The organism is Gluconacetobacter sacchari, assembly GCF_014174255.1.
Taxonomy (GTDB): Bacteria; Pseudomonadota; Alphaproteobacteria; order Acetobacterales; family Acetobacteraceae; genus Gluconacetobacter; species Gluconacetobacter sacchari.
The window spans coordinates 22,868-36,395 of the sequence record NZ_JABEQJ010000007.1 but is presented as its reverse complement, the minus strand read 5'-3'; the positions used below and the strand labels follow the sequence as shown (position 1 = coordinate 36,395).

General features: G+C 67.8%; 16 protein-coding genes. 14 read left to right on the top strand and 2 right to left on the bottom strand.

The annotated features are described in order from the left end of the window. The first annotated feature begins 3 nt into the window (after positions 1–3). The 12 genes from HLH48_RS07010 (at position 4) to HLH48_RS06955 (ending at position 11,018) form a co-directional block, all read left to right on the top strand. The gene (locus HLH48_RS07010; protein WP_182996785.1) at positions 4–1,392 is read left to right on the top strand and encodes an anthranilate synthase component I family protein; all 1,389 of its coding nucleotides are present in this window, start codon (positions 4–6) and stop codon (positions 1,390–1,392) included. Continuing rightward, a complete protein-coding gene (locus HLH48_RS07005) occupies positions 1,389–2,186 on the top strand; it encodes an aminotransferase class IV (protein WP_182996784.1) in 798 nt (265 codons plus the stop codon). The genes HLH48_RS07010 and HLH48_RS07005 overlap by 4 nt, the downstream gene beginning before the upstream one ends. A gap of 212 nt (positions 2,187–2,398) precedes the next feature. Then, positions 2,399–3,976: a bifunctional phosphoribosylaminoimidazolecarboxamide formyltransferase/IMP cyclohydrolase gene (gene purH / locus HLH48_RS07000; protein WP_182996783.1), complete on the top strand. Its 1,578-nt coding sequence runs from the start codon at positions 2,399–2,401 to the stop codon at positions 3,974–3,976. Positions 3,977–4,087: 111 nt separating this feature from the next. Continuing rightward, positions 4,088–4,804 (top strand): hypothetical protein, encoded by a 717-nt coding sequence (locus HLH48_RS06995; RefSeq protein WP_182996782.1) that lies wholly within the window; start codon positions 4,088–4,090, stop codon positions 4,802–4,804. 213 nt (positions 4,805–5,017) lie between these two features. Next, positions 5,018–5,359, top strand: coding sequence for an AtpZ/AtpI family protein (locus tag HLH48_RS06990; protein ID WP_182996781.1), 342 nt, complete (start codon positions 5,018–5,020; stop codon positions 5,357–5,359). Positions 5,360–5,372: 13 nt separating this feature from the next. Further along, positions 5,373–6,122: a F0F1 ATP synthase subunit A gene (locus HLH48_RS06985; RefSeq protein WP_182996780.1), complete on the top strand. Its 750-nt coding sequence runs from the start codon at positions 5,373–5,375 to the stop codon at positions 6,120–6,122. Positions 6,123–6,178: 56 nt separating this feature from the next. Then, the gene (locus HLH48_RS06980) at positions 6,179–6,403 is read left to right on the top strand and encodes an ATP synthase subunit C family protein (RefSeq protein ID WP_012224283.1); all 225 of its coding nucleotides are present in this window, start codon (positions 6,179–6,181) and stop codon (positions 6,401–6,403) included. A gap of 14 nt (positions 6,404–6,417) precedes the next feature. Then, a complete protein-coding gene (locus HLH48_RS06975; RefSeq protein ID WP_264812736.1) occupies positions 6,418–7,029 on the top strand; it encodes a F0F1 ATP synthase subunit B family protein in 612 nt (203 codons plus the stop codon). Positions 7,030–7,061: 32 nt separating this feature from the next. Then, positions 7,062–7,556 (top strand): F0F1 ATP synthase subunit B family protein, encoded by a 495-nt coding sequence (locus HLH48_RS06970; RefSeq protein ID WP_182996779.1) that lies wholly within the window; start codon positions 7,062–7,064, stop codon positions 7,554–7,556. 4 nt (positions 7,557–7,560) lie between these two features. Continuing rightward, positions 7,561–8,289, top strand: coding sequence for a glycosyltransferase family 2 protein (locus HLH48_RS06965; protein WP_220795028.1), 729 nt, complete (start codon positions 7,561–7,563; stop codon positions 8,287–8,289). A 64-nt stretch (positions 8,290–8,353) separates the two neighbouring features. After that, positions 8,354–10,012, top strand: coding sequence for an ArnT family glycosyltransferase (locus HLH48_RS06960; RefSeq protein WP_182996778.1), 1,659 nt, complete (start codon positions 8,354–8,356; stop codon positions 10,010–10,012). 49 nt (positions 10,013–10,061) lie between these two features. Beyond that, positions 10,062–11,018 (top strand): ABC transporter substrate-binding protein, encoded by a 957-nt coding sequence (locus HLH48_RS06955; RefSeq protein ID WP_182996777.1) that lies wholly within the window; start codon positions 10,062–10,064, stop codon positions 11,016–11,018. Positions 11,019–11,125: 107 nt separating this feature from the next. Here the strand turns inward: HLH48_RS06955 and HLH48_RS23530 are convergent, their stop codons facing one another. Both HLH48_RS23530 and HLH48_RS06950 read right to left on the bottom strand, forming a co-directional pair. After that, positions 11,126–11,257 carry a hypothetical protein gene (locus tag HLH48_RS23530; protein WP_264812735.1) on the bottom strand — a complete coding sequence of 44 codons (132 nt, stop codon included), beginning with the start codon at positions 11,255–11,257 and terminating at the stop codon, positions 11,126–11,128. Between the two features lie 319 nt (positions 11,258–11,576). Next, positions 11,577–12,065, bottom strand: coding sequence for a DUF2721 domain-containing protein (locus HLH48_RS06950; protein ID WP_182996776.1), 489 nt, complete (start codon positions 12,063–12,065; stop codon positions 11,577–11,579). Between the two features lie 111 nt (positions 12,066–12,176). Here HLH48_RS06950 and HLH48_RS06945 point away from each other — a divergent pair, with 111 nt between their 5' ends. Next, complete coding sequence (locus HLH48_RS06945) at positions 12,177–12,440, top strand: hypothetical protein (protein ID WP_182996775.1); 264 nt, start codon at positions 12,177–12,179, stop codon at positions 12,438–12,440. 69 nt (positions 12,441–12,509) lie between these two features. After that, positions 12,510–13,391 (top strand): formyltetrahydrofolate deformylase, encoded by an 882-nt coding sequence (purU, locus tag HLH48_RS06940; protein WP_182996774.1) that lies wholly within the window; start codon positions 12,510–12,512, stop codon positions 13,389–13,391. Positions 13,392–13,528: the final 137 nt, after the last annotated feature.

Here is a 13,528-nt window from a genome sequence, read left to right as displayed (position 1 = left end):
GCGATGGCCCGGCCAGCCGGCACCGTCCGCACCATGGACCTGCCCTGGCGCGATCCGGACGACCTGTTGTGGGCCTGGCGGGACGAACCCTGGCTGGCCTGCCTGGACAGCGGCGGCGCGCCCGGCCCCCGCGCGCGCTGGGCCATCCTGTGCCGCCGTCCCCTCCACGTGCTGGAGTGGCGCGGTGGAACCTGCCGCCGTGATGGCGTGCCCCTCGCCGGCACCGATCCGCTGGCGGCGCTGCGCGACCTGCTGGCCCTGGCTCCGGTGGCGGATACCGGCCCCTGGCCGTTCGCCGGCGGGGTGATCGGCCTGGCCGGCTACGCCGTGGGACAATGGGCCGAGGCGATCGCCACCCGCCACGAATCCGATCCGGCCCGGCCCGACCTGTCGGCGGCGCTGTACGACCACGCGATGCTGTTCGACCGTGTGCGGCGCCAGGTCCATCTGGCCACGATCCGTCCCGACCCCGCGCCGCTGTTCGCCGCCTTCCGCACCGAATGGGGCGCCATGCCCCCGGCTCCGCCGCCGCCCGCGTTGCCGCGCGCGACGTTCACGCCCGACCTGTCGCCAGCCCATTATGCCGCCGCCGTGGCGGCGGCGGTGGAGCGGATCGCGTCCGGCGCGATCTTTCAGGTCAACATCACCGGCCGCCACCTTGCCCGCCGGCCGCCGGGCCTGGCCGACTGCGACATCTATCGCGCCCTGCGCCGCGCCTCGGCGGCGCCGTTCGGCGCGTGGCTGGCCTGCGGCGGGTTCGGCCTGCTGTCGGCCTCGCCCGAACGGTTCGTGCATCTGGACCGCGACCGGGTGGCCCGCACCCGGCCGATCAAGGGGACACGCCCGCGCGGCACCACGCCGGGACAGGACGACCGCCTCCGAGCGGAACTGGCGGCGGACGACAAGGAGCGGGCGGAAAACCTGATGATCGTGGACCTGATGCGCAACGATCTCGGCCGCGTGGCACGGATCGGCAGCGTCAACGTCCCCGAATTGCTGTCGGTCGAAACCTTCGCCCATGTCCACCACCTGGTCTCCGAGGTCGCGGCCACGCTGGCGCCCGGACGGGACGCCATCGATCTGCTCCATGCCTCCCTGCCGCCCGGATCGGTCACGGGCGCGCCCAAGCACCAGGCCATGCGGATCATCGACGAACTGGAGGCATCGGGTCGCGGCCCCTATTGCGGGATCGTCTTCCGCATCGGAACCGACGGCACCATGGACAGTTCAGTCGTCATCCGCGCCCTGGCCACGACCGCCGATACGATCGTGGCGGCGGCGGGCGGCGGGATCACGATCCTGTCGGACCCCCAGCGGGAATACGCCGAAATGTGCCTCAAGATCGCTCCCCTGCTGGCCCTGTTCGGCGACCGCCCCGAGGCGGCGCCATGACGGTCCTGTGGCTTGACGACCAACTGGTTGCGCGGGACCAGGCGCGGATCGATCCCGCCGATCGCGGCCTGACGCTGGGGGATGGGCTCTTCGAGACGATGCGCGTCTCGGCCGGCCATATCGCCCACCTCCCCCGCCATCTCGACCGGCTGCGGGCCGGCGCGGCGACCCTGTTTTTTCCCGAACCCGATCTGGACATGATCGAGGACGCCCTGCATCAGGTGCTGCGCGGGAACATGCTGAACGAGGGCGGCCTGCGCCTGACCCTGACGCGCGGCACCGGTCCGCGCGGCCTCCTGCCGCCCGCCCGGCCGCACCCCACGCTCCTGATCACGCCCTTCCCGCCCGCCCCCGCGCCGGGCCCCGCGCGCCTGATCGTCAGCACCCGGATCCGGCGCGACGCGGACTCACCCCTGTCGCGGATCAAGAGCCTGAACTACCTGCCGAACATCCTGGCCCGGCTGGAGGCCGAGCAGCGCGGCGCCGATGACGCGTTGCTGCTGAACGGCGCCGGCCGGCTGGCCGAAAGCACCGTCAGCACCGTGCTGGCCGCGCGGGACGGGCATCTGGTAACGCCGCCGGTCGGCGACGGCGCGCTCCCCGGCATCGCCCGGGCCGTGCTGCTGGCGGCCGGCCTGGTCGAGGAGGCGTCGCTGACGCCGTACGACCTGTCCGATGGTCTGATTCTGGTCAACAGCCTGTCGGCGCGTCCGGTCGCCAGCCTGGATGGCGCGCCTTTGCCGATAGTGGAAGATCTGATCGAGGCGGTGCGGAAAGGTCTCTTCTTCTTCTGAAGAAAAAGAAGCAAAAAGACTTTTATCCGTTCAGGGGCCTCGTATGTTCCCAGCGAAAAACTCCTGACCGAATCAAAGTTTTTTGGTTCTTTTTTTCAAAAAAGAACAGAAGACCCTCCCGCCGAAGACACGGCTCTGTTGCCCCTCCCGCCCGGGTTGGACTAAGGACGCGGGCTTTCCTGCCTGCCCAATCGTGAAAGGTCGCCCCCGCGATGACCCAGACGCCCGTGCCGGTCCGCCGTGCCCTGATTTCCGTTTCCGACAAGACGGGGTTGCTCGACCTCGCCCGCGCTCTGGTGGCCCATGGTGCCGAGATCCTCTCGACCGGCGGATCGGCCCGCGCGTTGCGTGAGGCCGGGGTGCCGGTGACCGAGGTCTCGGACCATACCGGCTTTCCCGAAATCCTCGACGGCCGGGTCAAGACGCTGGTGCCGCAGATCCATGGCGGCATCCTGGGCCGCCGCGACCTGCCGGCCCATGTCGCGCAGATGGAAAGGCACGGCATCGCGCCGATCGACCTGGTGGCGGTGAACCTCTACCCGTTCGAGGCCACGGTGGCCTCCGGCGCGGGGGCCGAGGACTGTATCGAGAATATCGATATCGGCGGCCCGGCACTGATCCGCGCGGCATCCAAGAACCATGACCACGTCGTGGTGCTGACCGATCCCACGCAGTATGGCGCCATCATCGCGGCGCTGTCCGAAGGCGGCACCACGCTGGACGCGCGGCGCGCGCTGGCGGGGGCGGCCTATGCCCGCACCGCGGCTTATGACGCGGCGATCGCGGCGTGGTTCGCCGCCCGGCGCGGCGACGCGCTGCCCGAGCGCCTGACGGTGGCGGGCCAGCGCCGCGAAAGCCTGCGCTATGGCGAAAACCCGCACCAGCAGGCCGCCTTCTACGCCGACGGCAGCACCCGGCCCGGCGTGGCCACCGCGCGGCAGATCCAGGGCAAGGCGCTGTCCTACAACAATCTCAACGACACCGACGCGGCGTTCGAGGCGGTGGCGGAATTCGACGCGCCGGCGGTGGTGATCGTCAAGCATGCCAACCCGTGCGGGATCGCGACCGCCGACAGCCTGTCGACGGCATGGGACATGGCGCTGCGCTGCGATCCGGTCTCGGCCTTCGGCGGCATCGTCGCGCTGAACCGGACACTGGACGCCGAGGCCGCGGCGCGGATCGCCGCGATCTTCACCGAGGTGATCGTGGCGCCCGACGCGACGGACGAGGCCCGCGAGATCCTGGCCCGCAAGAAGAACCTGCGCCTGCTGCTGACCGGCGCGCTGCCCGACCCGGCCGCGGGCGGGGTGGTCGTCCGCTCGGTCGCCGGCGGCTTCCTGGCCCAGACGCGCGACAATGGCCGCATCGTTCCCGCCGATCTCAAGGTGGTGACCCGGCGCATCCCGACCGAGGCCGAGATGGCGGACCTGATCTTCGCCTTCCGCGTGTGCAAGCACGTGAAATCCAACGCCATCATCTACGCCAGGGGCCAGGCCACGGTCGGGATCGGCGCGGGGCAGATGAGCCGGGTTGATTCCGCGCGCATCGCCGCGATCAAGGGGGCGGACGCCGCGCGCGCCGCGGGCCTGGACCGGCCCCTGACGGAGGGCAGCGTCGTGGCGTCCGATGCCTTCTTCCCGTTTGCCGACGGGCTGGAAGCGGCGATCGCGGCGGGCGCGACGGCGGTGATCCAGCCCGGCGGTTCGATCCGCGACGACGAGGTGATCGCCGCCGCCGACCGCGCGGGCATCGCCATGGTCTTCACAGCCATGCGCCACTTCCGGCACTGATCCTCCTTTTCCGGGGATTGCCGCGCCGGGCGGGATCGATTTGACTATCCCGCCCGGCGAAACCGTTCCGGGACGATTGACGAAGACGATCAGGCAGAAACGAGCACAGGCATGGCGAATTCGCGGCGTTCCTCCCTTCTGCCGGCGACGGCCGGCCTGTCAGTCCTGATCGCCGGCCCGGCGATGGCGGCCAGCCAGGCGGTTTCGCCCTATGACCTCTCGCCCCTGCCGGTGGTGACCGGCACGGTGGCGCATTACCTGCCGACCCCGGGCGGCGATATCGACGGCGTGATCTTGACCGACGGTACCCAGGTCCTGTGCTCGCACGAGCTGGGGCTGGCGGTGGCCGGCCTGGTCAAGCCGGGCGAAAGGATCTCGGCGCGCGGCCTGCGCGGGCGTTCCCTGCCGATCGTCCGCGCCTACGAGATCGAAGACCAGCGCGGCCGCGCGCTCGAGGATGCCGAGACGATCTCGGCCCGGTTGCCGGTCGCCACCTCCGGGCCCGATATCGTGGTGGACGGCACCGTGCGCGCACCGCTCTACAGCCTGCATGGCCGGCTGGTGGGCGCGGTGATGCAGGATTACACCACGGTCCATCTCACGCCGTCCGAGGCGACGCGGCTGACCGCCTGGCTCCAGCCGGGCCACGCCCTGCACGCGGTCGGCAATGGCAGCACCAGCGCGCTGGGCACCGCGATCGACGCGCGCGAAATCGGTCCGTCGCTCGGACAGATCATCCGCGTTGCCCCGGCGGCGGCGCCCCAGGCCGGCCCGTTTCCCGGCAGCGCGGCCTATGACGATATCCCGGGCGGCAGCGCCCACCCGTAGGTTTCATGCAACAGTCGTATGGTTGATATTCAAATAATGCATTAATATAGGCTGCTTCGTCCCCTGGGGGGCGTGCATGCCGGGAACTATTACCCCTTCCGCCCGTGATGGAGGAAGGGCGCCTCTTTTCCGTGTCCTGAAACAAAAGCGTTTGCTTGACAGGTTTCTGCCGCGTCGTTAGCTAGCGCCTGCACCCGCCTGGAGGTGTAAAAATTGGGTAAGGAAACGGACAGCTCCCGTCACGCCTTCGACAGGCGCCTGAAGCAGGCCATGGATCGGAACAATCCGGACCTGGCAGCCCAGGCGACAGGGCAAGGTGGCGACATGACCACCGTGGGCACCGTTCTGCGGGCCGGCACCGAAATGGTGGCTGGCCTGGTGGTCGGGGTCGCGATGGGGTGGGGGCTGGATCGCTGGCTGGGCTGTCGCCCGCTGTTCCTGATCCTGTTTTCGTTGCTGGGCGGGGCCGCGGGCGTACTGAATGTCTGGCGTCTGGTCAGGCCGCAGGACGCCCTGGAGGACAAGCCGGACCCGCAGGCGGGACCGGATCGGTAAAGGGAAGACGAAGTTGGCGGCCGGATCCACCATCGACGCATTGGGTCAGTTCGAGCTCCATCCCGTTCTGGGTGGCCTGGGCGAGGCGCTGCGTTTCAGTCAGTCGCCCCTTATGATGATCGTCGCATCGGTCGCGGTGCTGGCGTTCCTCTATGTCGGCATGCGTCCCCGGGCCGTGGTGCCGGGCCGTCTGCAAGCGGCCGCCGAAATCTGCTACGATTTCATCCATGATATGGCCGTGGACACGATCGGTCCCGAAGGGCGCGCGTTCTTCCCGTTCGTCTTCACGCTGTTCTTCTTCATCCTGGCCGGCAATTATCTGGGCCTGCTGCCCTTTTCCTTCGCCTTCACCAGCCATGTCGCCGTCACCGTCGCGCTGGCGCTGATGGTGTTCGTGCTGTCGGTGATCGTCTCGCTCAAGGTGCAGGGCGCGAAATTCTTCGCGCATTTCATGCCCGCCGGCGCGCCGGCCGCGCTGGCGCCCCTGCTGGTGCCGATCGAAATCCTCTCGTTCCTCTCCCGTCCCGTGAGCCTGTCGATCCGTCTGTTCGCCAACATGGTGGCCGGCCACGTGATGCTGGAAATGTTCGCTGCCTTCACGATCATGCTGGCCGGGCTGGGGCTGATCGGCGACGTGCTCGCCGTCGGTCCCGTGGTCATCAATGTCGCGCTGATGGCGCTCGAATTGCTGGTGGGTGCGTTGCAAGCCTATGTCTTCGCGATCCTCACCTGCATCTACCTGCGGGAGGCGGTCGCGCACTGACCGCGGCGCCGCCCCAGCCCTTTTGAACGCCTGAACCAAACAAGGAAAGCCTCGCTATGGACATCGCTGCAGCCCGGGAAATTGGTGCCGGTATCGCCGTTATCGCCCTCGCCGGCGTCGGCATCGGCCTGGGTAACATCTTCTCCACGCTGGTCAGCAGCATCGCCCGCAACCCCGCCGCGCGTCCGCACGTGTTCGGCCTGGGCATGCTCGGCTTCGCGCTGACGGAAGCCGTGGCCCTGTATGCCCTGCTGATCGCCTTCCTGATCCTGTTCGTCTGAGACCGGAGACCGACGTGGCACGTTCCGCGGCCTCAAACATCCGCCGGGTGGCGTCTTTCCTGACGCCGCTCGCGCTGGCCTTGCCCGTGATGGTGATGGCCGCGCCGGGTGCGCGGGCCGTGGGCATGCCGCAGCTCGATTTCGCCAATCCCCTGGTCATCGGCCAGGTGGTCTGGGGCGCCGTGATCTTCCTGGTGCTGTACCTGCTGCTCAGCCGGTCGGCGCTGCCGAAGGTCGAATCGGTGCTGACCAGCCGCCGGCAGACGATCGGCAATGATCTGGACATCGCCAACCGCGCGAAGGCCGAGGCCGACAGCGCGGTGGATGAACTGCACCAGGCCCGTCGCTCCGCGATGGCCGAGGCACAGGCGAATGTCGACAAGGTGATCGAGGATGCGCGCCTCGCCGCCCTGCGGCAGACGCAGGAGATGAACGCCCGCCTGGCGACCGAGATTCACGAGGCGGAACAACGCGTCTCGGCGGCGAGGACGGCGGCCCTGGGGTCGCTGCGCCAGATCGCGGACGAAACGGCGCAGGCGCTGGTCCGGCAGGTCACCGGCGCATCGGTGCCCGCTGAAACGGTCGCCCGGACGGTGGACCACGCCGCCACGGCGCGCGGCTTCTGATCGCGACACAATAAAGGAACAGGTTCAAGACCATGCTGCACGAACCCCGTTTCTGGTCGGCCGTCGCCTTCTTCCTTTTCTTCATTCTGTTCGGCAGGAAGATCTGGGCACCGCTGGTCACCGCCCTCGACGCGCGGGCCGAGCGTATCCGCGCGGACCTCGACGAGGCCGCGCGCCTGCGTCGCGAGGCCGAGCAGATGCTCGAAGACGCCACGCGCGAGCGTGAGGCGGCGCTGGCCGAGGCCCGCGCCCTGGTCGAGCATTCGCTGGCCGAGGCCGGCCGCATCGCCGAGGACGCGAAGCGCGAGGCCGAGGCCATTGCCGCCCGGCGCGAGCAGATGGCCCGCGACCGCATCGCCGCGTCCGAGCGGAGCGCGGTGCGTGAGGTCCGCCAGATCGCGATCGACGTCGCGGTCCAGGCCACGCGGGACGCGCTGGCCGTGGCCCTCCCGGCCGAATCGGGCCAGCAGATCGTCGATCGTGTGGTCGCGGACCTGCCGTCCGCCCTGTCCCATCGCGCCGCCTGAGCGTTTGGAACCGATCCTCTCCATCGTGGTGGCGGTGCTGAACGAGGCGGAGAACATTCGCCCCGTATGCGTGGAACTCGCCCAGGCCGTCCGCGCGCTGCCCCCGTGCGAAATCCTCTTCATCGATGACGGCAGTACCGACGGTACGGTCGATGCCCTGCTCGCCGCCCGGGCCGAGGGCATCCTGCCGGACGTGCGCATCCTCAGCCTCGATCGCCGACGCGGCAAATCCGCGGCATTGCGTGTCGGTGTCGAAGCCGCGCACGGACGCTGGATCGCCACCATCGACGGCGACGGCCAGGACGATCCGATGGAAATCGTCGGTATGCTGGACATGGCGCTGAACGCCCAGGGTCCGGCGCCGCTGGTGGTCGGCGTCCGGCTGCGGCGGCGTGATACCTTGTCGCGGCGCGTGGCGACGCGGCTGGCCAATGGGCTGCGCCGCCGCCTGCTGCGCGACGGCTGCCCCGATACCGGCGCGCCGATGAAATTGTTCCAGCGGGCGGATTTCATGCGCCTGCCGCAGTTCGAGGGCGTGCATCGCTTTCTGCCGGCGTTGCTCGGCCATTACGGCGCGCCGCTGCTGTGCCAGCCGGTCCGGCACCGCAACCGGCTGCACGGCGCGTCGAAATATACCAATCTGAACCGCGCCCTGGTCGGGATCCGTGATCTGCTGGGTGTGATGTGGCTGATCAACCGTACCCGGTTGCCGCGCAGGGTCATCGAACGGTAAGAGGCTTTTCGCAGCCCACGGGCGGCGGTTTCCCATCCCGATCCCTCCCGAGGAGACGTGCCGGATGACACGGCTGACCGTGCGCCATTATCTTCTGCTCGCGCTGGGCGTCTTCATGCTCCTGCTGCCCGGCCGGGCCAGCCTCCCGCCTTTGGACCGGGACGAGCCCCGTTACATGGAAGCCAGCGCGCAGATGCTGCGCAGCGGCGATTTCGTCGATGTCCGCTTCCAGGACCAGCCGCGCTATCTGCAACCGGCCGGCATCTACTGGCTGGAGGCCGCGTCGGTGGCCGCCACCGGCACGCTGCAACGCCGCGCGCCGTGGGCCTATCGCGTGCCGTCGCTGCTGGCGGCCACGGCATCGGTGGTGCTGACGGCATGGATCGGCGCCACGCTGTTCGGCCCGGCCAGCGGATTGCTCGCGGCGGCCCTGCTGGCGGTCTCGGTCCTGCTGACGGCGGAAGGCCGCATGGCCACCATCGACAGCACCCTGCTGCTGACGGTACTGCTGGCCGAAACCGGCCTGCTGCGGGCCTATCTCGATCGTGAAAAGGGCCAGCCCACCCCCGTCTCCGCCGCCCTGCTCTATTGGGTGGCGCTCGGCGCGGGCCTGATGCTGAAGGGCCCGGTGGTGCTGATCCCCGGCTTCGGCACGCCGCTGGCCCTGGCGCTGGTGGAGCGGCGCATCGACTGGTGGCGCCGGTTGCGGCCGGCCTGGGGCTGGCTGGTGATGCTGGCGATCGTCCTGCCCTGGTGCATCGCGATCGGCGTGGTCAGCCATGGCGATTTCTTCTCGCGCGCCGTGGGCACCAATTTCCTCGGCAAGGTCGCCAGCGGGCAGCAGGCGCACGGCCTGCCGCCGGGCTATCATCTGGCGGTCTTCCTGCTGGCCTTCTGGCCCGGATCGCTGTTCGCGGTGATGGCGCTGCCTTTCATATGGGCACGGCGTCATGCGCCGCCGGTGCGCTTCCTGCTGTGCTGGATCGTGCCCCACTGGCTGGTGTTCGAAGCCATCGCGACCAAACTGCCGCACTATGTGCTGCCGACCTATCCCGCGATCGCCCTGCTCACGGCGGCGGCGATCATGGCGGCGCCCGATCGCTGGCACTGGCCGGCATCGCGGGTTGCCCGGGCGGCGCTGGCGCTGTATGGCGCGCTGTGGCTGGCAGTCGGGATCGTCTTGTCCGTGGCCGGTCCCGTGCTGCTGTGGCGGCTGGAGCATGAAATGGTGCCGGCCTCGCTGCTGGTGCCGGTGGGCGCGCTGCCGCTTCTGGCGGTCGCCTGCTGGCTTCTGCTGCGCCGCCGGGTGCTGCGCGCCGCCCTGTCGGCGGTGGCGGCGGCGGTCATCATTCATGTCGGCCTGTTCATGACCGTGATTCCCGCCCTCAAGACGCTCTGGCTCAGCCCGCGCCTGGCGGCACTGGTCGATGATTACCGCCCCTGCCCCGACACGCTGGTCGTCTCCCCCTCATTCTCCGAGCCCAGCCTGGTCTTCCTGGTGGGTCAGAATACCGTCCTGGTCGGACCCAGCCAGGCGGCCGACGTGCTGCGTGACAATCGCGCCTGCGGCCTGGCATTGGTGGATCGAAAGGACGAGCCCGCCTTCCGCGCGCGCCTGCGCGCCGATGGGCTGGACGTCATCGAATTCGGCCGGGTGGCCGGGTTGAATTATTCGACAGGCAAGCATCTAGATATCGGTCTGTTCGGCCCGACGCCCCCGTGAGGCAAAGCCTGTTCTTTCTTGAAAAGGAAAGAAGAGAGAGAGAGCACACATGACCATCCTGCCGCGCCTGCTGGTCCTCATGGCGTTCCTGCTCCTCGGCCCGCCGGCGGCCCGGGCCGAGGCGCCGGAAACGGTGACGGTGATCCTCGACTGGTTCCTCAACGCCGATCACGCGGCCCTGCTGGCGGCCGATTACAGCGGCGCCTTCCGCCGGCACGGGGTGCGGGTCCGCCTGATCGCACCGTCCGACCCCGGATCGCCGGCGCGCCTGGTGGCGGCGGGCCAGGCCGACCTGGCGATTTCCTACGAAACCCAGCTCGGCATGCTGGCCGACCAGGGCATCCCGCTGGTCCGGGTCGGCACGCTGATCGACACCCCGCTGGATACGCTGATCGCGGCGCCGGGACTGACATCGCTGAAGGATCTCAAGGGCAGGACGATCGGCATCTCGATGGCCGGGGTCGATGACGCCGTACTGGCCGCGATGCTGGGCTCGGTCGGCCTGTCGCTGTCCGATGTGCGGCAGGTCAACGTCAATTTCCAGCTCGAACAGGCTTTGATGTCGCATGCGGTCGATGCGGTGATCGGGGCGACGCGGACCTACGAACTGATCGACCTGCGCCAGAAAGGGTTCGACCCGGTCGCCTTCTATCCCGAGGAACATGGCGTTCCGCTGAATGACGAGCTGATTTTCCTCGCCCCGCGCGACCATGCCCACGATGCGAAGATCGTCCGGTTCATGCAGGCGCTGGAGGAAGGCACCAACACCCTGCTGAACCACCCTGCCGAGATCCTGGCTCAGGCGATACACGATCACCCGGAACTGGACACGGAACTGAACCGTGCCGCCTGGACGGCGACGCTGCCACGGGTATGCAAGCAGCCGGCGCGGCTCGATGCGCGACGCTATCGGACGTTCATGGCGTTCCTGCGCGCCCAGGGCGTGGTGCATCGCACGCTGGACCTGTCCGCCTACGCGGTCGACCCGACCGACGGCACGCCGTAGGCCTCGCGGTCTGGCGCCGAAAAGGGCGCCGGGTGGATGGCACGGCCATCCCGATCCGGCCGATGCCGGATCCCGTGCCTGCCATCAGGCAGGCCAAAGCCGCCGCATCAAGCGATGCGGTCGGCGACGGCGGTGGCAAGCATCAGCGCGGCAACGGCCGGCAGGAACCCGATCAGCGGCAGGAACGTCACGACGTTCATCGAGCTGGCGACAAGGTTACCGATTTCCTGAATAAGCATTATCCAAAATCCTATGAGTTGGCGTCGGGGCGGAACCAACACCGAAATTCGGTTTCTCGCAATGCAAAAGAACATGAGACCAGATGCTTGAAAAACGCATAGTAACCACGGGCTGAATAGTCTGTTCAATTTGTAAACAGCGCCCTGTTTATTTCACCGCATCGAAAAAACGAAACCGGTGATTCCTGACGATTTTTTGTGCGGAGCGCCCGTGGGCGACCTGGGTCTGGCAAAAAATGGCTACAAAACAGGCATAATGCCCATTTTATGGCCTTTCATATTTGTAATGAGACGATCGGCACCCCGCGGGGTCGATCGTTCAGCCGTTCGGCCGTACCGATCGTGCCCAGGATGTAGTCACGCGCAATCCGTGCCAGGCAAGCAGGCTGTCGCACAGGAAGGTGGCCAGCGCGCCGACGGTGCAGGCCAGCGCCAGGCCGAACATCACCACCAGCCACGACGCCACCGAGGAATCCCGCAGGCTGCCCAGAAACAGCACGAACGCCGCGCCGCAGGTCGACGCCCCGCCGACCGCGCCCAGCAGGATCGACGCGTCCAGCAGCAGGGTGCGCCGGTGCAGATGTCGGATATGCTGGTGCAGATAGTGGCGTTTTGCTTTCTCCTGGGTGGTCTCCAGTGTTTCGTTCGCCTTCTCGATATGGTCCGATACCCGGGCCAGGCGGGTATTGAACAGGTTCAGCAGGGTGCCGATCCCCGAGAGCATGAAGATCGGGGTCAGCGCGGTCTGGATCAGGTGGGCGACACTGTCGACCGCTTCGTCGGGCAGGAGTCCGGGGAAGGGGGACACGAAGGTTCCTTTTCATTCTGCGCGTCATTCTGCGCGGATCGTCGGGAATAATGCGTGTTGAAGCCGTTCGGACGCCCGCCGACAAGCCTTCATGACAGGAGATCGAGGCCGATGTCTCATAATTACGCCACGCCCATGACGCCGGAACGCCGTCTGGCCCGCCTGCTGTCGCGCATTCCCGACGACCGGGTCGTGCGCCTCGAACGCGTGCCCGGCCACACGCACGCGCCGCGCTGGCGGGCCGCGATCGGCGATGCGGGCGGTGCTACGTGTCCCGAGGCGCGCTGGAGTGCTCCGTTCGACACGATGGCCGACGCGCTCGATGCCGCGTGGAAGGCGGTACGCCCCCCGGCGGAGCCCACCCGGGGGGCTTGAGTTCCGACAGCCGGCGCCTATTGTGGTGGGCATGAGTTTTTCGGAGCGTGCGTTCGTGGATTGTCCGACATGACGGATCATGGGGGGCGAGGCCCGGCAACGTGGACGCTGACATTGTCCTGCCCCAACCGGCCCGGCATCGTGGCGGCGATCGCCACCACGTTATATGAGGCCGACGGCAACATCCTCGAAGCCCAGCAATTCGACGATACCGAAACCGGCGTGTTCTTCATGCGGGTCGTCTTCACCGGGCGGCCCGATACCGAGCGGACCGAATGGCTGCGGGCGCGGCTGGATGCCGTGGCGTCGCGCTTCCGCATGAGCTGGACGCTGCATGACCGCGCGCTGCGCCGCAGGGTCCTGCTGATGGTCTCGAAATTCGACCATTGCCTGGTCGACCTGCTCTATCGCTGGCGGATCGGCGAACTGCCGATGAATCCGACCGCGATCGTCGCCAATCACCCGCGCGAGACCTACGCCCATATCGACATGGGGGACATTCCTTTCCACTATCTGCCGGTCACGCGCGACAACAAGGCGGAACAGGAAGAACGGCTGTGGAGCCTGGTGCAGCAGACCAATTCGGAACTGGTCGTACTGGCGCGCTACATGCAGGTGCTGTCGGATTCCCTGTCCGCGCGGCTGGCGGGCCAGTGCATCAATATCCACCATTCCTTCCTGCCGGGCTTCAAGGGCGCGCGCCCCTACCATCAGGCCCATGCGCGCGGGGTGAAGCTGATCGGCGCCACGGCCCATTACGTCACGGCCGACCTCGATGAAGGCCCGATCATCGAACAGGATGTCGAACGCGTCAGCCACAATGACACGCCCGACGACCTGGTGCGGAAGGGGCGGGACATCGAACGGCGCGTGCTGTCGCGCGCCGTGCGCTGCCATCTGGACGACCGGGTGATCCTGAACGGCAACAAAACGGTCGTATTCGGAGATTAGCGCATTTCCCTTGCGGATCGAAGGGTCAAGGGTACTTTTTCTTAATACTTTTTCGGTGTTGCTTACGGGACTTGACTGCCGCGACATGGTGCGGAAGGCATTGCACATGCATAGACGATTAGGGTTTTTTCATTGTT

Coding starts and splice junctions, on each gene's coding strand:
- HLH48_RS06960 (WP_182996778.1), top strand. CDS start 8,354: ATGACACGGCTGACCGTGCGCCATTATCTTCTGCTCGCGCTGGGCGTC.
- HLH48_RS06970 (WP_182996779.1), top strand. CDS start 7,062: ATGCTGCACGAACCCCGTTTCTGGTCGGCCGTCGCCTTCTTCCTTTTC.
- HLH48_RS23530 (WP_264812735.1), bottom strand. CDS start 11,257: ATGCTTATTCAGGAAATCGGTAACCTTGTCGCCAGCTCGATGAACGTC.
- HLH48_RS06980 (WP_012224283.1), top strand. CDS start 6,179: ATGGACATCGCTGCAGCCCGGGAAATTGGTGCCGGTATCGCCGTTATC.
- purH (WP_182996783.1), top strand. CDS start 2,399: ATGACCCAGACGCCCGTGCCGGTCCGCCGTGCCCTGATTTCCGTTTCC.
- HLH48_RS07010 (WP_182996785.1), top strand. CDS start 4: ATGGCCCGGCCAGCCGGCACCGTCCGCACCATGGACCTGCCCTGGCGC.
- HLH48_RS06995 (WP_182996782.1), top strand. CDS start 4,088: ATGGCGAATTCGCGGCGTTCCTCCCTTCTGCCGGCGACGGCCGGCCTG.
- HLH48_RS06955 (WP_182996777.1), top strand. CDS start 10,062: ATGACCATCCTGCCGCGCCTGCTGGTCCTCATGGCGTTCCTGCTCCTC.
- HLH48_RS07005 (WP_182996784.1), top strand. CDS start 1,389: ATGACGGTCCTGTGGCTTGACGACCAACTGGTTGCGCGGGACCAGGCG.
- purU (WP_182996774.1), top strand. CDS start 12,510: ATGACGGATCATGGGGGGCGAGGCCCGGCAACGTGGACGCTGACATTG.
- HLH48_RS06945 (WP_182996775.1), top strand. CDS start 12,177: ATGTCTCATAATTACGCCACGCCCATGACGCCGGAACGCCGTCTGGCC.